Source organism: Arthrobacter sp. 05T410 (assembly GCF_056396505.1).
In genome coordinates this window covers 63,864-87,093 of sequence record NZ_JBFTLP010000010.1, presented here as the reverse complement: position 1 = coordinate 87,093, position 23,230 = coordinate 63,864, and the positions used below count along the sequence as shown (strand labels likewise).

At 67.2% G+C, this 23,230-nt stretch carries 23 protein-coding genes; 17 read left to right on the top strand and 6 right to left on the bottom strand.

Annotation, left to right across the window (positions count from 1 at the left end; genetic code table 11):
* The first annotated feature begins 89 nt into the window (after positions 1–89).
* The 7 genes from AC1DFR_RS14070 (at position 90) to AC1DFR_RS14040 (ending at position 8,026) form a co-directional block, all read left to right on the top strand.
* Positions 90–1,409 carry an MFS transporter gene (locus AC1DFR_RS14070; protein WP_476849780.1) on the top strand — a complete coding sequence of 440 codons (1,320 nt, stop codon included), beginning with the start codon at positions 90–92 and terminating at the stop codon, positions 1,407–1,409.
* 85 nt (positions 1,410–1,494) lie between these two features.
* The gene (locus AC1DFR_RS14065; RefSeq protein ID WP_476856980.1) at positions 1,495–2,259 is read left to right on the top strand and encodes an SDR family oxidoreductase; all 765 of its coding nucleotides are present in this window, start codon (positions 1,495–1,497) and stop codon (positions 2,257–2,259) included.
* Positions 2,260–2,359: 100 nt separating this feature from the next.
* Positions 2,360–3,292, top strand: coding sequence for a 3,5-dioxohexanoate:acetyl-CoA acetone transferase (gene kce / locus AC1DFR_RS14060; RefSeq protein ID WP_476873675.1), 933 nt, complete (start codon positions 2,360–2,362; stop codon positions 3,290–3,292).
* 4 nt (positions 3,293–3,296) lie between these two features.
* Positions 3,297–4,319, top strand: a complete 1,023-nt coding sequence (locus tag AC1DFR_RS14055; protein WP_476873674.1) for a glycerate kinase — start codon at positions 3,297–3,299, stop codon at positions 4,317–4,319.
* Positions 4,320–5,031: 712 nt separating this feature from the next.
* The gene (locus tag AC1DFR_RS14050) at positions 5,032–5,523 is read left to right on the top strand and encodes a carboxymuconolactone decarboxylase family protein (protein WP_476873673.1); all 492 of its coding nucleotides are present in this window, start codon (positions 5,032–5,034) and stop codon (positions 5,521–5,523) included.
* 176 nt (positions 5,524–5,699) lie between these two features.
* Positions 5,700–7,037 (top strand): FAD-binding oxidoreductase, encoded by a 1,338-nt coding sequence (locus AC1DFR_RS14045; protein WP_476873672.1) that lies wholly within the window; start codon positions 5,700–5,702, stop codon positions 7,035–7,037.
* Positions 7,038–7,156: 119 nt separating this feature from the next.
* Complete coding sequence (locus AC1DFR_RS14040) at positions 7,157–8,026, top strand: DUF4031 domain-containing protein (protein WP_476871825.1); 870 nt, start codon at positions 7,157–7,159, stop codon at positions 8,024–8,026.
* A gap of 34 nt (positions 8,027–8,060) precedes the next feature.
* Here AC1DFR_RS14040 and AC1DFR_RS14035 read toward each other — a convergent pair whose 3' ends face one another.
* From AC1DFR_RS14035 to AC1DFR_RS14025, 3 genes are all read right to left on the bottom strand, one after another.
* The gene (locus AC1DFR_RS14035) at positions 8,061–8,534 is read right to left on the bottom strand and encodes an SRPBCC family protein (protein WP_028275467.1); all 474 of its coding nucleotides are present in this window, start codon (positions 8,532–8,534) and stop codon (positions 8,061–8,063) included.
* Positions 8,535–8,603: 69 nt separating this feature from the next.
* Positions 8,604–9,017: a YccF domain-containing protein gene (locus AC1DFR_RS14030; RefSeq protein ID WP_028275466.1), complete on the bottom strand. Its 414-nt coding sequence runs from the start codon at positions 9,015–9,017 to the stop codon at positions 8,604–8,606.
* Between the two features lie 142 nt (positions 9,018–9,159).
* Entirely contained in the window at positions 9,160–9,711 is a 552-nt protein-coding gene (locus AC1DFR_RS14025) for a YceI family protein (protein WP_028275465.1), read from the bottom strand.
* A gap of 423 nt (positions 9,712–10,134) precedes the next feature.
* Between AC1DFR_RS14025 and AC1DFR_RS14020 the strand changes: the two genes are divergently transcribed.
* On the top strand, positions 10,135–11,184 hold the full coding sequence (locus AC1DFR_RS14020) for a metallophosphoesterase (RefSeq protein WP_476856988.1): 1,050 nt from the start codon (positions 10,135–10,137) through the stop codon (positions 11,182–11,184).
* A 77-nt stretch (positions 11,185–11,261) separates the two neighbouring features.
* Here AC1DFR_RS14020 and AC1DFR_RS14015 read toward each other — a convergent pair whose 3' ends face one another.
* Positions 11,262–12,272, bottom strand: a complete 1,011-nt coding sequence (locus tag AC1DFR_RS14015) for a glycoside hydrolase family 16 protein (protein ID WP_476860204.1) — start codon at positions 12,270–12,272, stop codon at positions 11,262–11,264.
* Between the two features lie 301 nt (positions 12,273–12,573).
* On the opposite strand from AC1DFR_RS14015, the gene AC1DFR_RS14010 reads away from it, so the two are divergent.
* The 8 genes from AC1DFR_RS14010 to AC1DFR_RS13975 all read left to right on the top strand — a co-directional run bounded on the left by AC1DFR_RS14010 (position 12,574) and on the right by AC1DFR_RS13975 (position 20,961).
* The gene (locus AC1DFR_RS14010) at positions 12,574–13,425 is read left to right on the top strand and encodes a glycosyltransferase family 2 protein (RefSeq protein WP_243180637.1); all 852 of its coding nucleotides are present in this window, start codon (positions 12,574–12,576) and stop codon (positions 13,423–13,425) included.
* A 1-nt stretch (position 13,426) separates the two neighbouring features.
* On the top strand, positions 13,427–14,425 hold the full coding sequence (locus AC1DFR_RS14005) for a glycosyltransferase family 2 protein (protein WP_476856990.1): 999 nt from the start codon (positions 13,427–13,429) through the stop codon (positions 14,423–14,425).
* A 93-nt stretch (positions 14,426–14,518) separates the two neighbouring features.
* Positions 14,519–15,619 (top strand): hypothetical protein, encoded by a 1,101-nt coding sequence (locus tag AC1DFR_RS14000; RefSeq protein ID WP_476873671.1) that lies wholly within the window; start codon positions 14,519–14,521, stop codon positions 15,617–15,619.
* An 11-nt stretch (positions 15,620–15,630) separates the two neighbouring features.
* Complete coding sequence (locus AC1DFR_RS13995; RefSeq protein ID WP_476873670.1) at positions 15,631–17,724, top strand: glycosyltransferase; 2,094 nt, start codon at positions 15,631–15,633, stop codon at positions 17,722–17,724.
* A gap of 8 nt (positions 17,725–17,732) precedes the next feature.
* Positions 17,733–19,616: a hypothetical protein gene (locus tag AC1DFR_RS13990; protein WP_476873669.1), complete on the top strand. Its 1,884-nt coding sequence runs from the start codon at positions 17,733–17,735 to the stop codon at positions 19,614–19,616.
* Positions 19,606–19,983 (top strand): hypothetical protein, encoded by a 378-nt coding sequence (locus tag AC1DFR_RS13985; RefSeq protein WP_476873668.1) that lies wholly within the window; start codon positions 19,606–19,608, stop codon positions 19,981–19,983. Before AC1DFR_RS13990 ends, AC1DFR_RS13985 begins: the two co-directional genes overlap by 11 nt.
* Positions 19,980–20,159, top strand: coding sequence for a hypothetical protein (locus AC1DFR_RS13980; RefSeq protein ID WP_026538140.1), 180 nt, complete (start codon positions 19,980–19,982; stop codon positions 20,157–20,159). The genes AC1DFR_RS13985 and AC1DFR_RS13980 overlap by 4 nt, the downstream gene beginning before the upstream one ends.
* Positions 20,160–20,256: 97 nt before the next feature.
* Positions 20,257–20,961, top strand: a complete 705-nt coding sequence (locus AC1DFR_RS13975; RefSeq protein ID WP_476873667.1) for a hypothetical protein — start codon at positions 20,257–20,259, stop codon at positions 20,959–20,961.
* Positions 20,962–20,990: 29 nt separating this feature from the next.
* Here the strand turns inward: AC1DFR_RS13975 and AC1DFR_RS13970 are convergent, their stop codons facing one another.
* On the bottom strand, positions 20,991–21,593 hold the full coding sequence (locus tag AC1DFR_RS13970; RefSeq protein WP_476873666.1) for a phosphoribosylanthranilate isomerase: 603 nt from the start codon (positions 21,591–21,593) through the stop codon (positions 20,991–20,993).
* A 154-nt stretch (positions 21,594–21,747) separates the two neighbouring features.
* On the opposite strand from AC1DFR_RS13970, the gene AC1DFR_RS13965 reads away from it, so the two are divergent.
* Positions 21,748–22,401 carry a HutD/Ves family protein gene (locus AC1DFR_RS13965; RefSeq protein ID WP_476873665.1) on the top strand — a complete coding sequence of 218 codons (654 nt, stop codon included), beginning with the start codon at positions 21,748–21,750 and terminating at the stop codon, positions 22,399–22,401.
* Positions 22,402–22,411: 10 nt separating this feature from the next.
* On the opposite strand, the gene AC1DFR_RS13960 is transcribed toward AC1DFR_RS13965, so the two are convergent.
* Positions 22,412–23,224 (bottom strand): ABC transporter permease, encoded by an 813-nt coding sequence (locus tag AC1DFR_RS13960; protein ID WP_476849794.1) that lies wholly within the window; start codon positions 23,222–23,224, stop codon positions 22,412–22,414.
* Positions 23,225–23,230 lie beyond the last annotated feature (6 nt).

Below are 23,230 nucleotides of genomic sequence, written 5' to 3'. Positions count from 1 at the left end.
GCACTGCCGCGGCCGTCTGCCTCCCGTTTGCCCTTTCCGCATGCCCGCTCTGACCACCTATCCCGCCCACGAGCCAAGGACCCCGACCCATGTCAGTTGTATCCGCAACAAAGAAGATGCGCACGCCACAGGAAATCAACGGCGTGATCTTACGCCGCGTCATGCCGCTGCTGATCGGCGCCTACATCATGGCCTTCCTGGACCGCACCAACATCGGTATGGCCAAGGACCGGCTGGAGATCGACCTCGGCATCTCGGCCACCGCGTACGGCATCGGCGCCGGGCTGTTCTTCCTGACCTACGCCTTGTCCGAAATCCCGTCCAACCTGATCATGCACAAGGTCGGCGCCCGGTTCTGGATCATGCGGATCATGATCACCTGGGGCATCATCTCCGCCGGCATGGCCTTCGTCCAGGGCGAATGGTCCTTCTACATCATGCGGATGCTGCTCGGCGTGGCCGAGGCCGGACTCTTCCCGGGCGTCATGTACTTCCTGACGCAGTGGTTCGTGGTCAAGGACCGCGCCAAGGCCAACGGAATGTTCCTGCTCGGCGTCTCCATCGCCAACATTGTCGGGGCCCCGCTGGGCGGGCTGCTGCTGACCTTTGATGGGCTCGGCGGCCTGCACGGCTGGCAGTGGATGTTCCTCGTCGAAGGACTCCCGGCCTGCGTCCTCGCCTACGTCGTCTGGAAGAAGCTCCCGGACCGCCCCAGCATGGCGACGTTCCTCACCGCCGAGGAAGCCGCCGATCTCGAGGCCCGCATCGCCGCCGAGGAGACCGCCGGCGCCGCGGCCTCCGGCAACCACCTGCTCCGCGATGTCCTGAAGGACAAGCAGATCCTCCTCGTTGTCGGCGTCTACTTCACCCACCAGATCGCCGTCTACGCCCTGTCCTACTTCCTGCCCTCCATCATCGGCACGTACGGCAAGCTCAGCCCGCTGCAGATCGGCCTGCTGACGGCCATCCCGTGGATCTTCTCCGCGGCGGGCGCCCTGCTGGTCCCCCGCTTCGCCACCGACGGCCGCCGCTCCCGGATGCTGGTCACCGGCACCATGACCGGCATCGTCGCCGGCTTCGCCCTCGGCGCCGTCGGCGGGCCGCTGCTGGGCATGATCGGCTTCTGCCTCGCCGCCTTCAATTTCTTCGCCCTGCAGCCGATTCTCTTCACCTACCCGGCCACCCGGCTCAGCGGCGCCGCCCTCGCCGGCGGCATCGCCTTCGTCAACACCATCGGCCTCTGCGGCGGCTTCCTGGGCCCCTACGTCATGGGCTTCATGCAGGACGCCACCGGCTCCAAGCTCTCCGGCCTGTGGTTCATCGTGGGCATGTGCGTCATCGGCGCGCTGCTGTCCCTGCTGCTCAAGCGCGGCACGGAGAAGCCCGCGATTGTTCCGGCCGCCCACTGACGCACTGCTCCCACCGCCCGTTCCGGATGCGCCCCGCCGCGCGTTCGGAGCGGGTCCGCAAGCCATCTCACTGCAAGGACTACTCATGGATTTCACCGCCAAGCGCATTCTCGTCACCGCCGGAGCGAACGGCATCGGCCTGGCCATCGCCAGCAAGTTCCGGGAACTCGGCGCCACCGTCTTCGTCACCGACATCGACCCCGACGCCGTCGACAAGGCCCGCGTCAACGGGCTCCTCGCCGCGGTCAGCGACGTCTCGGACGAGGGCCAGGTCCGCGAACTCATGGACACCGTCCGGGACGAAATGGGCGGCCTCGACGTCCTCGTCAACAACGCCGGCATCGCCGGTCCCACCGGGCCCCTGGAATCCCTCGACGCCGCGGCGTGGAAGGCAACCTTCGACGTCAACATCCATGGCCAGTTCTTCTGCATCAAGCATGCCCTGCCCCTGCTGCGCGAGGGCAGCGGCGCCTCTATCGTGAACCTGTCCTCGGCCGCCGGGCGGCTGGGCATGGCCGGCCGCAGCGCCTATTCGGCGTCGAAGTGGGCCGTCGTCGGGCTGACCAAAACCCTCGCGATCGAACTTGGCCCGGACGGCATCCGCGTCAACGCCATCTGCCCCGGCGCCGTCAACGGCCCACGCATCGACTCCGTGATCGCCGCCAAAGCCCGGATGCTCGAGCTGCCGGCGGACGAGGTGTCCGCGCTGTACCACAACCAGTCCTCGCTGGGCCGGCTGATCGAGGCCGAGGACATCGCCAACATGGCCGCCTTCGTGGCCAGCGACATGGCCCGCAACGTCAACGGCCAGGCACTCGCCGTGGACGGCAACACCGAAAAGCTCTACTGACCTGAACTGAACTGCCTGGGGAGCCGGTCCGCCCCAGGCCGCCGCCCGCCCCGCACCCACGCTGCCCCGCCCCACCCCGCCCCACCAAGGAGACATTCCCATGGCTGCTGCCCGCAAAGTCATCATCACCAGCGCCGTCACCGGCGCCATCCACACCCCGTCCATGTCCCCGCACCTGCCCGTCTCCCCCGACGAGATCGCCGACGCCGCGATCGGCGCCGCCGAGGCAGGCGCCGCGATTGTGCACATGCACGCCCGCGACCCCAGGGACGGCCGCCCCTCCCAGGACCCCGAGCACTTCGCCCCGATCCTGGACAAGCTCAAGCGCAACACCGACGCCGTCATCAACATCACCACGGGCGGCTCGCCGCACATGAGCGTCGAGGAGCGGATGCAGCCGGCGGCGCTGTTCAAGCCGGAGCTTGCCTCACTCAACATGGGCTCGATGAACTTCGGGCTGTACCCGATGCTGGACCGCTTCACCGAGTTCGGCCACGACTGGGAGCGCGAAGGGCTCGAAAAGAGCCGCGACCTCGTCTTCAAGAACACCTTCCAGGACATCGAGACCATCCTGGGCATCGGCAACCAGAACGGCACCCGCTTCGAGTTCGAGTGCTACGACATCTCGCACCTGAACAACCTCGCGCACTTCCACGGCCGCGGGCTGGCCAGGGGACCGCTGTTCGTCCAGTCGGTCTTCGGCCTGCTCGGCGGCATCGGCGCGCACCCCGAGGACCTCATGCACATGCGCCGCACGGCGGACCGCCTGCTCGGCGAGGACTACGAGTGGTCCATCCTGGGCGCCGGCAGGAACCAGATGCCGCTCGCCACGATCGGCGCCGCCATGGGCTCCCACGTCCGGGTGGGCCTGGAGGATTCCCTGTGGATCGGTCCCGGCCAGCTCGCCGCGTCCAACGCCGAACAGGTCACCCGGATCCGCACCATCCTGGAAGCCCTCAACTTTGAGGTCGCCACCCCCGACGAGGCGCGGCAGATGCTGCAGCTCAAGGGCCGGGAAAAAGTAGGGTTCTGAGCCGATGAGCATCCTGGTGGCCCCGGACAGTTTCAAGGGCACCTTCACGGCTTCCGAGGTGGCCGGGCACATCGCGGCCGGCATCCGCACGGCCGGCGCGGCGGCCCGCGAGCTGCCCGTGGCCGACGGCGGCGAGGGCACCACCGAGGCCCTCGCCCGCGGTCTGGACGCCCGGCCCGTCTTTGTCACCACGGTCGGGCCGTGGGGCGAACCCGTCGAGGCGGCGGTCGGGCTCACCGCCGACGGGACCGCCGTCGTCGAACTGGCCGTCGCGAGCGGCCTCAACCTGCCGTCCGCCGGCGGCCGGGACCCGCTGACGGCGAGCACGTACGGCACCGGCGTCCTGATCGCGGAGGCTGCCCGGCACGGCGCACGCCGCATCGTGGTGGCGGCAGGGGGCTCGGCCACCACCGACGGCGGGGCCGGCGCCATCGCCGCGATCGAGGAACGCTGCGGGCTCCGCGGTGCCGAGCTGGTGATCCTGAGTGATGTCACGACGCGTTTTTCCGATGCCGCACGCGTTTTCGGGCCGCAGAAGGGAGCCGGGCCGGCCGCGGTTGAGCTGCTGACGCACAGACTCGAACTGCTCGCGGCGGAGTTCGCCCGGGACTACGGCCGCGATCCCCGTCTGGTGGACCGGACCGGCGCTGCGGGTGGCTTCTCCGGCGGAATGTGGGCCCGTTACGGCGCCCGCCTGGTCTCAGGGGCGGACTATGTCCTGGATCTGCTGGGCTTCGACGCGCAACTGGCCGCCAGCAGCGCGGTGGTGGTCGGCGAGGGCCGGCTGGATTCCCAGACCGGCCAGGGGAAGATCATCGGTGCCATCCTGGCCCGTGCCGGCACCACGCCGGTGTACGCGGTGGTGGGATCGGTGGATCCGGACCTTGGCGACTACGCAGACAGCTTTGCCCGCATCATCGTGGCCGGAGATCCGGCAGCCATGCAGGCGGCGGGGGCGGAACTGGCCCATGCGGCTTCGGCGGCTTCCCCTGCTGCTGGCGCTGCTCCTGCTCCTGCTTACCCGTGAGTCCGCGGGACATGTCCTCCTTGGCCCGCGCCAGTGGACATACTCCCTTTGTGCCCATCCCCGGACCTGAAGGCTGGACATGTCCTCCGCTGCCGGATGTGACCAAGGGACATGTCCTCCCCCGCTCCGCAAAATAGCCCAAAAACTGGACATGCCCATCGCTGCCACGTGTGACCACCGGGCATGCCCTCCGCTGCCCCGTGCCAGTGGACATACTCCCTTTGTGCCCATCCCCGGACCTGAAGAGTGGACATGTGCCCCGCTGCCGGACGTGGCCACTGGACATGTCCTCCCGCGGCCGCACGATTGGCTGAAAACTGGACATGTCCCCCAGCGGGATCCGGCGAAAATCAACTCGTGAAGCCCGGCCTGGCGGAGCTCGGCGGCGCGAAGCCTGGCCCGGCTCGGAAGGCACGGCTAGGAAGGACCGGCTCAGAAGGCACGGCTAGGAAGGAGCAGCTCAAAGGCGCGGCTCAGATGGACCGGCTAGGAGGAGGCCCGGCCTGGCGGAGCTCGGCGGTGCGAAGTCTGGCCCGGCTCGAAAGTAGCTGCCCGGGGAGGCCCGGCTCAGAAGGAGCGGTCCGGCGGCCGGGTCCCCCAAGGAGCCGGCCGCCGAACCAAACACTCCCACCTCCAAAGCTTGTCACAGGTTTGACAAAATTGTCACACGCCGCTCCGGCCCGTGCCGAGGCCCGTCGGTATTGTGGAATTCATGAATGACACGACGGCACCGCAGGATCCCGGGCACCGGAGCATATTCCTTGACAAGGCGCACCCCGCTGCCTGGCGCGCACTCAACGGGCTGGGCCTGAAAGCCAAGGAAGCCGCCACCGAGGCCGGGCTGGACGACACCCTCATCGAGTTGCTCAATGTCCGCATTTCGCAGATCAACGGCTGCGCCTTTTGCCTGGACATGCACGTGGGCGACGCCGTCAAGAACGGCGAGTCGGCCCAGCGCCTGGCCGTCCTCCCCGCGTGGCGCGACACCACCCTGTTCTCCGAAAAGGAACGTGCAGCCCTGACGCTGGCCGAGGCCATCACCACCATCTCTGACGCCCATACCCGCGACCACGAAGGCGCACAGGCCAGGCGGCACCTGACGGCCGAAGAATTTTCCGCCGTCAGTTGGCTGGCGATTACGATGAACGCGTTCAACCGGGTTTCCATCGTCAGCCAGCACCCGGTCCGCGACGCCCGCGGCTAAACCACCGTCCACTCCCGCCAGCCGCCCGCACCAGAACACCCGGTCGGCGGACAGGTGTCCGCGGCTAAGGCGCCGGCAGTGCGCGGCTGGCTAAGCAATGAGCCGTAGCCACAACTGGCGTGCAGTCGTAAGCTCGAAAAGTGGGGCGGAGCCGCGGTCACCGAGGGAGCACTGCCATGAGGTGGGTCAGGCCGGGTCACCCGGAGTACGACGAAACACGAAGACTCTTCAACGCGATGATCGACCGCCATCCGGCCGTCATTGCCCCGTGCGCCGACCCGGAAGGGGTGGCCGACGCGTTGGCGTACGCGCGGACACACGGCTTCGAAGTCGCCGTCCGGGCCGGCGGCCATTCCGTAGCCGGCATGTCCATGAACGACGGCGGCCTCGTGATCGACGTTCGTCCGATGAAGTCCGTACGGGTGGACCCGGAGGCCCGCACTGCCACGGTGGGCGCGGGCCTCACCTGCGGCGAGTTTGACCGCGCCACACAGGAATACGGCCTCGCCATCACAGGCGGGCGGGTCTCCACGACCGGGCTCGCGGGTTTCACGCTCGGGGGCGGGTCCGGCTGGCTCGAGCGCGCCTTCGGCTTCGCCTGCGACGACCTCGTCTCCGTGGATCTGGTCACCGCCACCGGCGAGCAGGTGACGGCCAGCGCCCAGGAGAATCCCGAACTCTTCTGGGCCCTGCACGGCGGCGGCGGGAACTTCGGCGTCGCCACCTCGTTTACGTTCGGCCTGCATCAGCTGGGGCCAAGCGTGCATGCCGGGGTGCTGATGTGGCCGGGGGACGCAGCCCCGGAACTCAGCCGCGGATACCGGGACCTGGCCTCCGCGGCTCCCAACGAAGAGTCCGCCACCCTCATCTACGGGATTGCACCGGCGGAACCATTCGTGCCCGCGGCCATGGTGGGCAAGATGGCGGTGTACGTCGTGTATGTCTTCGCCGGGGATGCCGAGGAAGGCAAAGAACATGCCAAGGCATACCGGGAACTGGGCCCTGTTGTGGACCTGGTGGAAGACACCGGCTACGCAGACTTCCAGTGCTCCCTGGACGACCCGCCGGGCAAGTACAACTACTGGAGCGCCGACTACCACGACGAACTCTCCGACGACGCCCTGGACGTCATCATCGACTCGGCCCGGAATCTCCCGGGACCAAGCTCCCAGCAATTGATCGCCCATTGGGGCGGGGCGGTGAGCGGGCCGGCCGCCGCGGCCACCCCGTTGCTGAACCGGACCGCCAGCTGGGTGAGCCACCCGTTCGGCCTGGGTGACACCCCGCAGGGCGGGCAGGACGCGAAGGCATGGGTCAAGCGCTTCCGCCAGGACATCTCCCCCTACGCGACCGGGGGCGTCTGGCTGAACTTCATCGGCGACGAAGGCCAGGCCCGGATCCGCGCGGCCTTCGGCGACGAAAACTACAACCGGCTGGCGGAAGTGAAACGCGAGTTTGATCCCGGGAACGTGTTCCGCGGGAACCAGAACATCCGACCCGCCGTCGCGGTGTGACCACAACGGCGGTGGCCCCGCCGTCGCGGCATGACCCCGACGGCGGCGCCCTCCCGGTGCCCGCACCGGTGCGAGCAGTCCGGGCCGCGCGTGTCCGCGGTCGGGGCTAGACTGCCACCATGGCCGTCTACGTCGATCCGCCGCTCTGGCCTGCCCACGGAACCCACTTTTCCCATCTGGTCTCGGACACGTCGATCGCGGAACTGCACGCCTTCGCCGCAGCCGCCGGCATCCCCGGGCGAGCGTTCGACGGCGACCACTACGACGTCGCCGAGGCCCGGTACGAGGCCCTGGTGGCGGCCGGCGCCATTCCTGTGGAGGGCCGGGTCCTCGTCCGAAAGTTGATCGCCAGCGGGTTGCGGATCCCGGCCCGACGGCGCGGCAAGGCCCTCCGGGTCCCGCTCCTGAACCGCTGGAACGAGGCGTTGCCGGGCCACGACGCCCTCTTCCTGGACCTGCTGGACCGCTGGGGCGAGGAACACCGGAAGTACCACGGCCGCACCCACCTGCTGGCGGTGCTGGAAGCCCTGGACCTGCTGTGCGATCCGGCCGTTCCGCCCCGGACCGTGCTGCTGGCCGCCTGGTTCCACGACGCCGTCTACCGCGGCGTGGCAGGCCAGGACGAGGAAGAGTCGGCGCGGCTGGCCGACGACCGGCTCCGGCATGCCGGACTCCCGGCCGCCGAGGTGGACGAAGTGGTGCGCCTGGTGCTGCTGACGGCCGACCACTGTCCGGAGCCCGGAGACGACGACGGCGCTCTGCTCAGCGACGCCGACCTCTCCGTCCTCGGCGGGGAACCGGAGGCCTACGCCCGCTACCTCGCCGCCGTCAGGGAAGATTTCGCCCACATCGGCGACGCCGACTTCGCCGCCGGCCGCGCCGCCGTCGTCCGCCAGCTGCTCCAGCTCGATCCGCTCTTCCACACCGACCGTGGCCGCACACTGTGGCTGGACGCGGCCCGCCGGAACCTGCAGGGCGAACTCGCGTGAGCGGTGTCCCGCCCTCCCACTAGAGACCGGCGGCTCAGGCAGCCACGCTGAGGTGATTCGCCAGCCGGTCGAACGACTCGCGCCACCCTTCGCCATGGCGGTCGCGGCTTTCCGCGGAATCGAACGGCCCCTGGGTGAAGGTCATCTGCGTGCCGCCGTCGATCTCCTCCAACCGGATCGTCACCTCGGTCTCGAAGCCGCGGGTGCCGTCCGGCCTGTCCCATGCGTGGGTGAACACGAACAGGTGCGGCGGCTCGACATCGGTATGCACCCCGCTCCACCAGAATTGCTGCCCGGTACTGTCCTGGATCATGCAGGCGCGGTACAGGCCGCCGACTTCGAGGTCCGCGTCGACGCTCTCACGCGGGACGTGGAAGCCGCGCGGACCCCACCACTGCGGAGCCTGGTCCGGGTCCGTCAAAGCCGACCACACGCCCTGGATCGGCGCCCTGAACTCGCGGACAATGACCAGCATGAGGTCCGTTTCGCCGTTTGCCGGTTGGCTCATGGTCCTCTCCCTCGGATTGCTTGAACTGACAGGTGAAGTGCCCCGGCCTGCTGGCTGCGCTGCCGCCGCCTAGCGCCGGCCGGGGCTGTAGGCGGTCACATACGGGGTGTTGCTCGGGATGATTTGTTTCCCGAGCGGCATCAGCGAGATGGGTATGAGCTTGAGATTGGCGATCGCCAGCGGAATGCCGATAATCGTGATGGCCATGGCGAAGGCCGTAACGACGTGTGCGATCGCGATCCAGATCCCGGCCACAAGCAGCCAGATGACATTTCCCACCAGGGTGAATATGCCGTTGCCGCCGGGCTTGTCCACCACCATGCGGCCGAACGGCCACAAGGCATAGGACGCGATGCGGAACGAGGCCAGGCCCCACGGAATGGTGACGACCAGCAGGCAGCAGACGACGCCGGCCAGGAAATATCCCAAGGCAAGCCACAGGCCGCCGAAGAGCAGCCAGATGATGTTCAGGAGTGTCTTCATGGATTAATTCTCGCCCGTAGGAGTGACATTCGGATCAGTGGTTTACCCGGAAAGATCCCTGATTTTCGCGCCCAACCCCGGACAGGTTTCCACGAGCCCGGTCCACGGGTGCCCGGCCGGGTTCGGTCCGCCTCGTCGGTGCCTAGGTATCGGCCTGTTTGACCATGGCGGCCTCAACGTTGATCTTGACCTTGTCGCTGACCAGCAGGCCGCCCGCTTCAAGGGCGGCGTTCCACGTCAGGCCGAATTCCTTCCGGCTGATGTCCGCCTCGGCACTGAATCCGGCCCGGGTGGCGCCGAAGGGGTCCACCGCCACACCGGTGTACTCGACTTCGAGCTCCACCGGCTTGGTGACTCCACGGATTGTGAGCTCGCCGGTCAGCACATAGTCTTCCCCCTCGCCCCGGATCCCGGTGGCCCGAAAAGTCATGTCGGGGAACTGCTCAACGTCGAAGAAGTCCGGGCCGCGGACGTGGCCGTCGCGGTTGGCGTCGCCCGAATCGAAGCTGGCCGTCTTGACCGTGGCGTGCAGGCTTGCGTCCGCCAGCGACTCGCGCACCCTTGCCTCGGCGGAGGCCTCGTTGAACCGGCCGCGGACCTTGCTGATGCCCGCGTGGCGGACGCTGAAACCGATTTCGCTGTGGGACATGTCCAATGTCCACACTCCGGGGGTCAAACCTTCGGGCAGAGTCACAACGGTCTCCTTCGAGCGGTGGCGGGCCTGTCCCGCCGGGGCGGTCGGGGTATTCCCCACTCTGCATGCTAACGAGGAAGCCCGTCCCGGGCTAGGTCCCACCGGCCCTGACGCGGGACACGCGGCGCGCGACACGCCAGGCGGCGGCGGCGGGCGTCGGCGTCGCGCGGCGGCGGCGGGCGTCGGCGTCGCGCGGCGGCGGCGGGATTTCCGACGGCGGGTMCAGCGATCCGGGGCCGACGCGTTCTCTGGCCTTCGCTCCACGGCCGGGTTACTCTGGCCTATAAATGCCGGCCAATCACCGAATTTAGCAGAACTATTTACACAGTCCTGATCAACCAAATGATGTGAGGAATCGTGGCCAGGTCCCTGGGGAAACATGGCAAGGCGGGTATCGGCGCTTGCTTGCTGAGCCTGGGTCTGTTGCTTTCCGCCTGCCAGCCCGGGCCGCCGGAACCCGCACCGCGCCCGAGCCCCGGCACGCCGTCGTCCCCCGCGCCGTCGCCCCCATCGCCGTCCACCGCACCGCCGTCGTCGTCTGCCGCGCCGTCGGCCGGCGAGCCCGTGCATTTCACCGCCCAGGGTGACATCGGCGTAGGCTCGGGCGCCAAGAAAGTGCTCGACGCCGTTGCCGGCCTCAAGCCCCACCTGAACCTGGCTCTGGGCGACTTCGCATACAAGGCCGGGCTCGAACAGGAGTTCTGCGACATGGTCACCGCCCGCCTCGGCGAGAACTTCCCGTACCAGTTGGTGACCGGAAACCACGAGAGTGACGGCCGGGATGGCGACATCGAGAAGTATGTCCAGTGCCTGCCCAACAGGATGCCCGGCCTCCAAGGCGAATACGGCGTCCAATGGCGCCTCGATGTCCCCGAGCAGAATCCTGTTGTCCGCTTCATCATGGTTTCCCCCGGCATCGATTTCCGGGGCGGGGAGCCGCTGGACTACTCAAGGGACAGCGAACGCTGGCGCTGGACCGCGGACGCCATCGACGAGGCCAAATCGCAGAACATCCCCTGGACGGTGGTGGGCATGCATACCCCGTGCCTGAGCGTCGGCAACTACGACTGCCAGGCGGGGCAGGACTTCACGAACATGCTGATCGAAAAGCAGGTGGACCTGGTCCTGTCCGGCCACGACCATGTCTATCAGCGGACGCATCAACTGGCCACGGGCGGAGGCTGCGCGGAACTCGTTCCCGCGACCTTCGCCTCCGCATGCCTGGCCGATACCGATGACGCCATGGCCCAGGGCTCGGGGACCGTGTTCGCCACCGTCGGCGTTGGCGGCGTCGGACTCTATAACGTCCGATCCGAGGACCCGGAGATGCGCTACTTCGCCAGCACATCCGGGAAGAACCAGGACCCGGCCTTTGGGACCCTGGACGTCATGGCGACGGCGGATGAACTTGCCGCCCGGTTCATTCCCGCCGACGGCTACAGCTTCTCGGATTCCTTCACCCTCCGCCGGTAACCTGCTGCGGCATAAGGGCTCAGGTGTGCGGCGGCGGGTAGGCCGCCGGTAAGCCGTCGGACGCGCCCCGAGAGGGCTCAGGCCGGCACCCAGATGCTGACCCAGTCCAGGTAGACGTGGCCCTGGGTTTCCGGAGCCGGACACAGAGGCAGGCAGGATTCGGTCTGCAGGATGAAATGCATGGGCGTCGAGGGCACGTCCGTTGTGCTCGCGCCGATGGATCGTCCGTCAATGAAGAACTCAACGCGACCGGGGGTCCACTCTGTCGTGGCAACATGCCAGTCTGTGGAAACTTTATTGGAAAAGAACTGTTCAAAGCGCTTTGGATCCAAGGACATGAAATGGGCAGCTGCCGTCAGGATTGCTCCGAGGTCGCCTTCTGGGAAATCTATCTCCCCGTCCCGCGGCCAGATGCCACTATCCGGCCACAGGAGCCACGCCGTCTTGAAGCCAGGCATGGCATCCCCCCTGTACCGGACTGAGTAGCGGCCGTACAGCATGCTGTTGGCCCTCGGGGGATTTTTGCTGGCATTCGGAAATTTGGGCGTGGGCGCGGCACCCATGAAGACACCGTTTTCCGAATGCATGAACCAGTCCAGAACGCCGTTTTTGACGCTCAGGACTTTCGAGGGATAGTAGCCCGATTTTCCGCCGCTGACCTGTCCGTCCGTATCCGGTGTTCCGTCTTTGTATCCGGCACTCCACCGGTCCCGGTAAAGCGGCCCGGGAAAGGAGCCCAGGGGGACGTCACCGCCGGAGAAGTCCTCCACAAAGACGTTCCTCCATCCGGGCAGATCCCCCGACATGGCCGTGTCAGTGGTCCGGTCCGGAGGCGGTGCCGATGTCCGGGCAGGCCGGGACGCCGGCGCGCCCCCAGGCGCAGGGGCGGCAGTGGCGGTGCCACCTGCCGGCGGCTCGGTCGGCGCCACCGACTGGAGCCCGGGCTGTGCCCCTCCTGTTCCGGCGTCGGTCGGCGGAGCCGCCGGCGACGCCGAAATGGACGTGAACAGCGGCCGCTCGCCCTGTGGAGCGGCATCCGTGCCGCACGCCGCCAGGGCCATGACCAGGACCATGGCGGGAACCGCCATGGTCCTGAAGGTCAGGAGACGCCGGCGTCCTGCCGGCACGCGCCCCCAATGAACGGGTGTCCGCATCGAGCCAGTGTCGCATGGACGCAACCGCCCATCAACAGTTGTGCCTCAAATTTGGTTGAAAGTTCCAGTTAATCCAAGGTTAATGCAAGGTGGCGAAACCAAACTTTAACCCTGGGGTATATCACTAAGTTGTCGACAACCGAACAGCGTAAGCATTGGGTCTATTTTCCGGTCGGAGGAGTCGGAAAGCGCTGTAGTTGCGACGAGCAGAATACGTCATTGAGTGGTGAGGCCAGTGTCCATCCCGAATCTCAAGCCGAACGTGCGCCCCCAAACGACGCCCCCGCCGGCAAATCCCTCGGTCAGCGTGGTGATCCCCACTTTGAACGAGGCAATGAACCTGCCGTGGGTGCTGCGGCGTATGCCCTCCTATGTGGATGAGGTGGTAATTGTTGACGGCCGTTCCCTGGACGGCACAGTGGAGGTGGCCCGGGCCTTGCGCCTGGACGTCGTGGTGGTGGCAGAGCCCCGCCCTGGCAAAGGAAACGCCGTGCGGGCCGGATTCGCCGCAGCCTCCGGCGACATCATCGTCATGCTCGACGGGGACGGCAGTATGGACCCCCAGGAGATCGGCTGGCTGGTGACTCCGCTCCAGCACGAATACGACTTCGTCAAAGGCTCCCGCTATGTGACGGGCGGCGGCTCAGACGATCTCACATGGCTGCGCAGCGGCGGAAACAAGATGCTCACCCGGCTCGCCAACACTGTCCTCCACAGCGACTACTCGGACCTTTGCTACGGCTACATCGCCCTGCGCCGCGAATGCGTTGACATTCTGGAGCTGGAGTCGGACGGGTTCGAGATCGAAACTGAACTGATTGTGCGGGCCTCGAGGGCCGGCCTGCGCATTGCCGAGGTGCCCAGCCACGAACTGTCCCGCATCTCCGGGCAGTCAAACCTGCATACCTTCCGGGACGGCTGGCGGGTCCTCCGCACCCTGGCCCGCGAGCGCGTGAGCTGGGAAGCCCCGACCGCCGGCGCCCGCCCCGAGGCCCTGCGTCGGGTCAAGTACAAGTACCCCAACGAGGTCTTCCCGCACGTTCCCACCGATCCCAGCAGCGTCCTGGGCGTACGGGCAGGCGAATAGGATGTCCGAGAACTCCAGCCTTCCGGAAGTATCCGTGGTCATTTGCTCCTACTCGGAGGACCGGTGGGACCAGCTGATCGGCGCCCTGGACTCCGTCCGCACCCAGACCTTCCCACCCAAGCAGACGATCGTCGTCGTGGACTACAACGTAGACTTGTACAAGCGCCTGATCTTTACCGTCCCGGATGCCGTAATTATCGAGAACGCCGGACCCAAGGGTCTCTCGGGCGCCCGCAACACCGGAGCAGGCATCGCTAAGGCCGAGATCGTGGCCTTCCTCGATGACGACGCCGAAGCCGAGCCGGACTGGCTCGAACGGCTCGCGGCGATGTACGACGATCCCGACGTTCTGGCGGTCGGCGGCCGGGTGGAACCGCTCTGGGAAGCCGGACGGCCGGGCTACTTCGCCAACGAGCTCGACTGGATTGTCGGCTGCACGTACCGGGGAATGCCCAAAGTCGCCGCCGAAGTCCGCAACGTCATTGGCGCGAACATGTCCTTCCGCGCCAGCGTCCTGGAACGGGTCGGCGGTTTCAACACAACCCTGGGCCGTCAGGACGCCGTCCCGCTGGGCTGCGAAGAGACCGAACTGTGCATCCGCGCGGTGATCGGAGCTCCCGGATCCCGGGTGGTCTATGAGCCCGCGGCCCTGGTGCACCACCACGTTCCGGCCGAGCGCGGCACCCTGCGCTACATGCTGGCCCGTTCCTGGGGCGAAGGGATTTCCAAGGCGCAGGTCAGCAGGGTCGTCGGCCACAAACGGGCACTCGGTCCCGAACGGCGCTATGTCCGGCAGGTCCTGCCTCGTGCAGTATTCGCCGGAATCCGCGGCTGGCTCGGCGGCGGGGACCGTGCCGGGCTCGGCCGGGCAGCGGCCATCATCGCCGTGCTCGCGGCCACCGCGACCGGCTATGTGCGCGGCCGCCGGCTGCCTGCGGCGCCGTCGCCGGACAAAGCGGCTGTTGTGACGCCGGAAGAGCCGTGGCGGGAAGTCAAATGAACCGCGCTGCGCCCTTCCCCGTAGACCGCCCGGTGCAGGCCCTGCACCCGGAACCACCTGACCGCAGGAACCCGACCCCAGAAAGCTTGGATCATGAGCCAACCTGAGCGCGACGTGAAACAGCCCATTGGCGCCTCTGCCGGAGCCTCCTTCGATGTCCACGGGATCGTGGGCATCGACGTGGAGGCGGGCACACCAGGGGAACCGCAACTGCGGGATATGCTCGCCCCGTTCCTGGGGAATTCCACCGCGCCGCGGCGGATCACCATCGGCGCCAAGATATCGCCGGTTTCCAGCCAGTCGCACGCGGAGGATGCCTACCGGTTCACCGGGGAGTCCCTCTATATTCCGGCGGACCGCGTCCAGATCATCGAAACAAAGGACGGGTACCGGGTCGAAGGCGCCGGTGAGCTCCTGACCTCTGTGATTCCGCTGCTGGACCGGCTGTGTGTCCAGGAGGAGACGGCAATGATCCATGCTGCCGTGGTGGACTTCCGCGGCTCCGGGGTTCTCCTGCCGGCCTGGGGAGGTGTTGGAAAGACCAGTACGGTGGCGAAGCTGGTGGCCATGCCCGATGTGCGGTTCATGGCCGACGACTGGGCCTTCATGGGCGCCGGCGGAATGCTCATGGGCTACGCCAAACCGATGTTCATCAAACCCCACCACCGCGCCATCTACCCGGACATGTTCCGGGGAACCCGCAAGCCCCTGGCCCCCGGATGGCTGACGACTCCTGTCGCCCATCTGGCCACGGCGGTCCATCCGGTCATTGTCCGCTATCCGAAAACAGCCGCATTCACCCGGCGCTGGTCCCCCGAACACCGCATGGTGCAGCCGGAGCATGTTTTCGGAGCGCAACGGATCTCGTCCGCGGCGCCGGCACAGCTGGCCATCTTCCTCGAGCGCTTCGACGGCGCGGACGCGCGGCTGGAAGCACGCAGCGCCGAGTGGATGACCTCCCGGGTCGTCGGCAACTTCCATTCGGAACTGCCCATGGTCTCGCGGCGCCTTGTCGAGGCCCTCGGCGCCACCAGCCTGGTCCCGCTGGAGGAGCATTTTGGCCAGAAGGCGGCCGTGGTGCGCCGGGCCCTGGAGGACGTTCCCTGCTGGCTGCTCCGGCTTCCCGCCGCTTGGTCAGCGGACCAGGCCTCTGACTTCATCGCGAATCTGGTTCGTTCAAAACTGGATGAGTGAGGCGAGGCCACGTGAGCGATCTGAAGGTGTCGGTTGTTGTTCCGGCGCGCAATGCCGCAGCCTGGCTGGGCGAGTGCCTGGAGTCGATCCGCAGCCAACACCCGTACGAGATGATCGTGGTCGATGGCTGCTCGACGGATGACACTGTCGAAATCGCCCGCGACTGCGGGGCGACTGTCATCTCCGATGAAGGACGCGGCCTGCCTGCCGCACGGATGCTCGGCGCCCGCAGTGCCACCGGCGACGTTGTCGCCCTGATCGACGCCGACGTCGTCCTTCCGCCGAAGAGCCTGTCCCGGCTGCTGACCGAATTCGCGGCCGGCGGCTACGACGGCCTGCAATTCGGGCTGGCCAGCGAAGCCGACGGCCCCGGCTATTGGGGGGCTGCGCTGGCCTGGCACCACAACCACAGCCGGGTGCGCAAGTGGTTTGGCGTCAGCGCCACGCTGATGCGCCGCGACGTGCTGCTCGACGTCGGGTTCGACGACGACTTCCGCTCCGGGGAGGATGTGGAGCTGAGAATCCGGCTGGAGCAGGCCGGGTTCAAGCTCGGCGTCTCCGACTCCGTGGTGGTCAGGCACCGGTTTGACGACACGTTCGACTACGCCCGCGACCAATGGCTCCAGGACGGGGCCGGGATGGCCCGGACCGTCCGTAAGCACACGGGCCGCGCCGGCTGGCTCGTGATGCTGCCACTGCTGGCCACCGTGCGGGGGGTTGGCATGTCCCTGGTCCGGGCACCCCGCTTCCTGCCGTACTGGATGGGCTTCCTGCTCTACAACTACCGCGCCATGGCCGGCGAGCTCCTGCGGCCGGCCCACAAACCGATCTCGGTCGGCGGGAACGCGGCCTGGCTGGCCGCCGCGAGGATTGCCCCCATGGTGACGGGCTTCCTGTTCTGGGCACTCGCGGCCCTCGTGCTCCCGCCGGAGCAAATAGGCCTGGGGTCCGCGGTGGTCGCAGCCGCGCTCCTGACCGTGCAGCTGGGGATGCTCGGCGTCGGGCCTGCCACGCTGACGCTGCTGCCCGCGGAAACTGACGGCGGCCGGCGCCTCATCGCCACCGGCCTGCTTACCGTGGCAACCTGCTCCCTGCTGGGCGCTGGCCTGCTGGTTGCCGTCACCTCGTGGCTCGGCACAGGCGTGGGCGAGGCCTGGGCCGACCCCCTGGTCACCATTCTTTTCCTGGCCACGGCACTGCTCGCCGCCACCGCCTACCAGCTGGACCACGTGGGCGTAGCCCAGGAACGGGCCGACCGCACGCTGGTCAGAAGCCTCGCACAGTCCCTCGTCCAGCTCCTCTTCCTGGCCGCCGCGCTGGCCGCCGGGCTCCGTGACCTGGCGGTGATTGTGGGCGCCGTCGCCGCCGGCGCCCTGGCCAGTGTCCTCGTAGGGCTGCGCCAGCTCGCCCGTGCCCACGTGTCCCCGGACTGGAAGCACGGCTTCCGGCCTCGGCCGGCCCTCAATCTCCTGAAGCCGGGGCTTCCCAACCACGCCCTCACGCTCGCCGACCGCGCGCCCGGCTACCTGCTCCCGCTCATCGTTGCAGCTACCCTGGGCCCGGCGTCGACTGCCGCCTGGTATGTGGTCTGGATGATGGCCTCGGCAGTGTTCTTCGTGCCGCAGTCCGCCGGGTTTACCCTGCAAACGGCCCTCGCGGGTTCACGGGCGCGGCCGGGCCTCCTCGCCTCAGCGTTACGGGCCAGCTTTATGCTGACTCTCGTGGCCGGGCTGATACTGCTGCTGGCCGGCCCCCTGCTTCTGGGCTTCCTCGGACCGGATTATGCGTCCGCGTGGGTCCTCATTCCTGTACTCGTCCCGGCACTCCTCCTGAGTTGCGTGACCCAGGTCTACTACGGGCTGTGCCGGGCCCAAGGGCGGCTTTTCGAATCCACGATAGTCGCCACTCTGGCCGCCATCCTGGTCGTGGCACCCGCCGCGGCAGTGGCGCAGCAATATGGCCTCACCGGGGTCTCAGTCCTATGGGCCATTGCCCAAGCGGCTGCTTGCCTGATGGCCACCTGGCGCCTGATCACCCTGACCCGGATGAAGCCCGCCTCCACCGCAGGCGAGATTCCTTCAGCGGCGCGCCACCAGCCGACCTGAATCGAGAAATGATGACACACGAAACGGCAACAAGCCTCCCTGTGGGCACCGCCCACCGGCATGAGGCGCATGCGCACGTCGGCGGTGCTAAGCCGCCCACCCACCGCAACCTCGGACTCACGCCGTCGTGGCACATCGGTGCCCTGGCCGCGGCAGCCGCGGCCGCGCTCGCCCTCGGCGTGTGGAGCATGAACCAGGTCAATCCTTTTCAGATCGGCGGGGCCGGGCTGATTGATGCCCTCCCGCCGGCCTATTTCGTTGCGCTCGCGCTCAGCCTCGCCGGATTTGTTGCGTCGCTGAGCCTCCGCCGTCTGGTTCCGGCGCTTCTGACCTGGCAGCTCCTGGTCACAGTGGTTCTCCTCGACGGTGCTGACCCGATCATTCATGGCCTGCCCCGGCTCGAGGCCAGCTTCCGGCATCTGGGCATTGCGGACACCATTAGCCAAACGGGCCAGCTGGATCCGACCCTGGACGCCTACTTCAACTGGCCAGGATTCTTCAACGTGCTGGGAATGCTCTCCGGGGCGACGGGCGCCAAGGATCTTTTCGGGATCGCAACGTGGGCGCCGGTGGGCATCAACATCCTCCTGCTCGCACCACTGCTGGCCCTGGCCCGGCGGTTGACGGCAAATCCGCGCCAGGCCTGGGCGGCTGTCTGGATCTTTTACGTGGCCAGCTGGATTGGACAGGACTACCTGTCACCACAGGCCTATTCGTTCCTCCTCCTGCTCACACTGATTGCCTGCCTGCTCAGCGTCTTCGGCGGTTGGGCCTGGCCCACGGAGCGCACCCGCTTCTCCCGGTGGCTTGCCCGCAGTGTCAGCAAACTGGACAGCTCGGTCCCGCGGTATGGCGCCGCGGAACCGCACCGGGCGGACACGGCGATTCTCGTGGTGGTCTGCGCACTGATCCTGCTTGCCATGACGGCTTCACACCAGCTCAGCCCCTTCGCCGCGATCCCCATCCTGGCCGCGCTCCTGCTGACCGGACGTCTCCGGCTGCGCTTCTTGCCGGTCCTGGCCGTGGTCCTGCCCGTCGGCTGGCTGCTCTTTGCGGCTTCCACATTCGTGGAGGGGCATTTCGGCCAGCTGCTCGGCTCGCTCGGTGACATCGGCGCGAACAGCCTCGGCGCGCTGAGCAGCAGGGTCTCAGGCAGCGACGCCCACATGTTCGTGGTATACACGCGCATGGCCGAGGTTGCGCTGGTCTGGGTGCTCGCCATTGCCGGCGCCATTGTGGGCTACCGGCGGAAGGCACCGTGGCTGGCGGCCGCGGCCGCGGCGCTGGCGCCGCTGGTCCTGATTCCCCTCCAGCCCTATGGCGGTGAACTGCTTCTGCGCCTGTATCTCTTCAGCCTTCCGTTCGCCGTCTGCCTGGCGGTGCTGCCACTGATGTCAGACAGTGCCGCGGGGCTGAGCCTGCGCCGGGCCCTCGCGCTGCTGCTGATGGGCGCGGTGCTCGCTACAGCCACTGTCGTCTCCCGTTACGGAAATGACGGCATGGAAAGCTTCAACGACGACGAAATCGCCTTAGTGAACCACCTCTATGCGACAGCGCCCACCGGTTCCGTCCTCATTGAGGCAGTTCGCAACACCCCGTGGAGATACCAGCACTACGCGGACTACGACTACCGGGCGCTCGTTGCTGCCGAGCCCATTCCCAACGCCGCGCCGCTCAGTTGTGACGCGGCCAACCAGATCGCCCACAAAGCGGGCGCGTACCTCATCGTTACCGAAAGCCAGCAGGAGGCAGCCGAACTTCGCGGTTCGACTCCCACCGGCGACCTTCAACGTTTTACCGCCACATGCGCCACGAGTCCGGGCTGGACAAAGGTTTTTGAAAACGCAGGCGGCGTGATTTTTCACATCGAAGGAGTTAGCAATGGCAACTGAACGCAGCTACGTGAGCTATGCGACGGCAGCCGTCGCCGTAGCAGCCATACCGCTCTCGTTTGTCGGCCCCGAGGGCCTGCGCCTGGCGGTGATAGGCCTGCTGATGCTGGCCGGGCCTGGAACGGCGCTGGTGCTGCTCCTCCGCTTCGACCCCCCGCGCTCAGCCCAGGCAACTGGTGCGCTTCCCCTCAGCATCGCCATCGCAATCGCCTTTAGCCTCGCGATGTCCACCCTCGTGGCGACGGCGATGATCTACGCACGTCTCTGGTCACCGCCGGCGGCCGTATGCCTCCTGTCGGCCCTGACCCTCGTATTCCTGGGCCTTGAGTTCAAGCGGCCAAAGCGTGCCCTGGTGCGTGCGAAATGATCATCTTCCTGACAGGGCTGGCCACGATGACGGCCCTCGTGAGCTGCGATGTGCTTCGCGTGTTGCAGCCGGACAAGGCACTCCCGCGCGCCGTGGTGATCACCACGGCAGCCCTGCTGGCCATAGTCGGCGTCGCGGTGGTCATGCAATTGGTGCATCTGGCGCAGCTGGCATGACAGAAACCGTCCGCCCGGTGCCGCGGCACCGGGCGGACACCAACAAGTCGAACCAATCACGGAAAGTATTTCAATGAGAAAACTTAGAACACTCAGCATGGTTGGGACGCTCGGAATGCTCGTAGCCGGTTCCCTTGTCTTCGGTTCCGCCCAGGCTGCCACCGCCGCAACCTGCAGCCCGGCACCGACAAATTCCTATCCGGGCACCGTTGTGCTCGCCACCAGTTTTGAGGCGGGCGGCTTTTGCGGCCTCGTCCCCAAAGTGTCCGGCACCGGCACCGCAACGATGTCCACTTCGCGGCCCCACACCGGGACGCATGCGACCAAGCTGCACGTGACCACCGATTCCGGCTCGCTCGCAAACCTCTCCTCGCCTTCGTTTTCCTCGGGGACCAAGACCTCGTACGCAGACGGCTGGTTCAATATCACTGTTGCCGGCGTTTCCGGCAATGACGTCCCGTACTTCCGTTTCTTCTCCGGTTCCACCCGTGTCGCGGACATCTACCGCTACAACAGCAACGGGCAGTTGTGGCTCCGGGTCACGTCACCGAGTGGCAGCTTTGTCTACACGAAGCTGATCTCCAGCAGCATCTCTCTGAGCGCCTGGCACCATGTGTCCATGCGGGTGACCGCCAACGGCAATTCGTCAACAATCCAGGTATGGTTCGACGGCGTGCAGCGCTACAGCAGCTCGAGCGTCCAAATGCTCGGGAGCAGCCTAAGCAAAGTTCAGCTCGGGGCCGAGCACAACCGGCAAAAGGGCGACGAATACATCGATGACGTCGTCATCAAGCGCTCTTAGCCCTCAGATGGTCCGCGGGCGGCCCAGCCTCATTCAGGCGCCTTGGCCGCCCGCACGAAATCCCCGATCTTGGCCAAGTCCTTGATGCCGCGCGCCGACTCGACGCCGGAGGACACATCGACACCCCACGCCCCGGCCTCCGCCGCTGCCCGGGCGACGTTGGCGGGATCGAGACCGCCGGCGAGCAGCCACTTGCGTCCGGTCAGAGCCTTGGCCCGGACCGAGCCGTAGTCCCAGGCCTCGCCTGAGCCTGGCACGGCGGCATCGATCAGGAGCAAATCCTCGTCCCAGTCGCTGAAGGCCTCCGGCGCGGCGGCCATGGTGACGGCCCTGATGAGTTTCATCCCGGCGTCGTGCACTGTCCGGACGTCGGCGGGTGAGCGGTCCCCGTGGAGCTGGACCCAGACCAGGCCCGCCTCACGGGCGACGGCGACGGCGTCGGCGGCCGGTTCGTACCGGAACACCCCCACCGCGGGCACCCCGTCCGGGACATGGGCGAGGAGGTTCCTGACCTGTTCCGGCGTGACCTCCCGGGGGCTGCGGGTCAGGACGAAGCCGACGGCGTCCGCGCCGGCGCCTGCCGCGACGCGGACCGCATCCGGGGTGCTCAGGCCGCACACTTTGACAAACATTCGGGCTCCTTCTGGGCGCTTCCTGCCTCCGACGTTAGCAAGGCCGGGCCCCGGCCGCCGACTTTGCGTCGGCACGGGCGTGCGCAGTCCCCGCCGGCGTCCCGGCGCGTCGGCGCGAGCGCCGTCCCCGGAAACGGGCCGATAGGCTGAGGCCATGGAGATCATCCGCTATGCCGAGCTCAAAGCCCACCCCTGGCGCAACGGCGGCGGGGTGACGCGCGAAGTGGCGCGCCATCCAAGGACCCCGTCCCTGCGGACCGCCCCGCAAGATACAGGGCAGGACAACGCCTGGGACTGGCGCGTCAGCATTGCCGAAGTCTCCAAGGCGGGCCCCTTCTCCGCGTACGCCGGGATGGACCGTGTACTGACAGTGATTGACGGCGACTTGCTGCTGCTGAGCGTGGACGGGGCCGAACATCCGCTGGAGAAGTACCGGCCGTTCCGGTTCTCCGGCGACGCGGACTCGGCGGGGGCACTGCCCACCGGCGACATCCGGGATCTGAACGTCATCACCCGCAACGGCGCCTTCAAGGGCTACACCTCGATCGTCGAGCTGTCCAAGAAGCGTGCCCATCCGGTGTTCGCAGGCCAACTCGGCATCCTCCTGCAGGGGCAGGGGACCGTCAGCCCCGGGACTGCCGGCAGCCTTCCCGTCGGGCCGGCCGCCGTCGCCGCCCCGGAGCCGGAGCAACTTGAGCTGAACCGTTACGACGCCGTCGTCGGCGCCGATACCGCGACACCGGAAATCGTGGGCCGCGGATTCCTGGCTGTCATCTCGATCGACCCTGCGGAACCCGGCACCGTATAGCGCTGTCCGCCTACACCCGGGCGCCGCCGACACGCACCGAGTCCCCGGACAGCCGCTGCGCGAGCCAGATCGGGACGATCGAGACCACGATCAGCACGACCGCCACGACATTGACCACAGGCGCCTGGTTCGGACGGAAGAGGTTTTGCAGGATCCAGATCGGCAGCGTGGTCTCGCCGGCCCCGATCGTGAACGTGGTAACGATGATCTCGTCGAAGCTCAGCGCGAAGGCCAGCAGGCCGCCGGCCAGCAGCGCGGAGCGGAGCTGGGGGAAGGTCACCAGGCCGAACGTGGTGAAAACACCGGCGCCGAGGTCGGCAGAGGCTTCCTCGAGGCCGGCGCTGGTGCGGCGGAGCCGTGCAATGGCGTTATTGAACACCGTCACCATGCAGAACGTGGCGTGGGCGATCACCACCGTCCACAGGCTCAGCGGGACGCCCAGGATCGTGGTGAACATGTTGTTCAGCGCGATGCCCGTGACAACCCCGGGCAACGCGATGGGCAGGATGACCAGGAGGTTGATGACGTCACGGCCGAAGAACTCATAGCGCTGCAATGAGATCGCCAGCAGCGTCCCCAGCACCAGCGAAATGATGGTCGATACGACTGCCACCCACAGGGAGGACACGACGGCCTCCCTGACGCCGGGCGAGTCAAAGGCCTTGCCCCACCATTCCAGCGTGAAGCCCTTGGGCGGCCAGCCGAAAGTCCGGTCTGCGTTGAAGGAGTTCACGACCACCAGCAGCAGCGGTGTGTAGATGAACAAAAACACCAGCGCCGTGACAATGCCCAGGACCACCTTGGCGCTACGGGAAAGTCTCATGATGCT

Excerpts from the sequence above, each read along its gene's own strand:
- AC1DFR_RS14050 (WP_476873673.1), top strand. The coding sequence starts at position 5,032 with ATGAATGACACGACGGCACCGCAGGATCCCGGGCACCGGAGCATATTC.
- AC1DFR_RS14040 (WP_476871825.1), top strand. The coding sequence starts at position 7,157 with ATGGCCGTCTACGTCGATCCGCCGCTCTGGCCTGCCCACGGAACCCAC.
- AC1DFR_RS14065 (WP_476856980.1), top strand. The coding sequence starts at position 1,495 with ATGGATTTCACCGCCAAGCGCATTCTCGTCACCGCCGGAGCGAACGGC.
- AC1DFR_RS14000 (WP_476873671.1), top strand. The coding sequence starts at position 14,519 with ATGAGCCAACCTGAGCGCGACGTGAAACAGCCCATTGGCGCCTCTGCC.
- AC1DFR_RS13960 (WP_476849794.1), bottom strand. The coding sequence starts at position 23,224 with ATGAGACTTTCCCGTAGCGCCAAGGTGGTCCTGGGCATTGTCACGGCG.
- AC1DFR_RS13990 (WP_476873669.1), top strand. The coding sequence starts at position 17,733 with ATGATGACACACGAAACGGCAACAAGCCTCCCTGTGGGCACCGCCCAC.
- AC1DFR_RS14005 (WP_476856990.1), top strand. The coding sequence starts at position 13,427 with ATGTCCGAGAACTCCAGCCTTCCGGAAGTATCCGTGGTCATTTGCTCC.
- AC1DFR_RS14015 (WP_476860204.1), bottom strand. The coding sequence starts at position 12,272 with ATGGCGGTTCCCGCCATGGTCCTGGTCATGGCCCTGGCGGCGTGCGGC.
- AC1DFR_RS13975 (WP_476873667.1), top strand. The coding sequence starts at position 20,257 with ATGGTTGGGACGCTCGGAATGCTCGTAGCCGGTTCCCTTGTCTTCGGT.
- AC1DFR_RS14045 (WP_476873672.1), top strand. The coding sequence starts at position 5,700 with ATGAGGTGGGTCAGGCCGGGTCACCCGGAGTACGACGAAACACGAAGA.
- kce (WP_476873675.1), top strand. The coding sequence starts at position 2,360 with ATGGCTGCTGCCCGCAAAGTCATCATCACCAGCGCCGTCACCGGCGCC.
- AC1DFR_RS13985 (WP_476873668.1), top strand. The coding sequence starts at position 19,606 with ATGGCAACTGAACGCAGCTACGTGAGCTATGCGACGGCAGCCGTCGCC.
- AC1DFR_RS14035 (WP_028275467.1), bottom strand. The coding sequence starts at position 8,534 with ATGAGCCAACCGGCAAACGGCGAAACGGACCTCATGCTGGTCATTGTC.
- AC1DFR_RS14030 (WP_028275466.1), bottom strand. The coding sequence starts at position 9,017 with ATGAAGACACTCCTGAACATCATCTGGCTGCTCTTCGGCGGCCTGTGG.
- AC1DFR_RS14070 (WP_476849780.1), top strand. The coding sequence starts at position 90 with ATGTCAGTTGTATCCGCAACAAAGAAGATGCGCACGCCACAGGAAATC.
- AC1DFR_RS14055 (WP_476873674.1), top strand. The coding sequence starts at position 3,297 with ATGAGCATCCTGGTGGCCCCGGACAGTTTCAAGGGCACCTTCACGGCT.
- AC1DFR_RS13980 (WP_026538140.1), top strand. The coding sequence starts at position 19,980 with ATGATCATCTTCCTGACAGGGCTGGCCACGATGACGGCCCTCGTGAGC.
- AC1DFR_RS13965 (WP_476873665.1), top strand. The coding sequence starts at position 21,748 with ATGGAGATCATCCGCTATGCCGAGCTCAAAGCCCACCCCTGGCGCAAC.
- AC1DFR_RS13970 (WP_476873666.1), bottom strand. The coding sequence starts at position 21,593 with ATGTTTGTCAAAGTGTGCGGCCTGAGCACCCCGGATGCGGTCCGCGTC.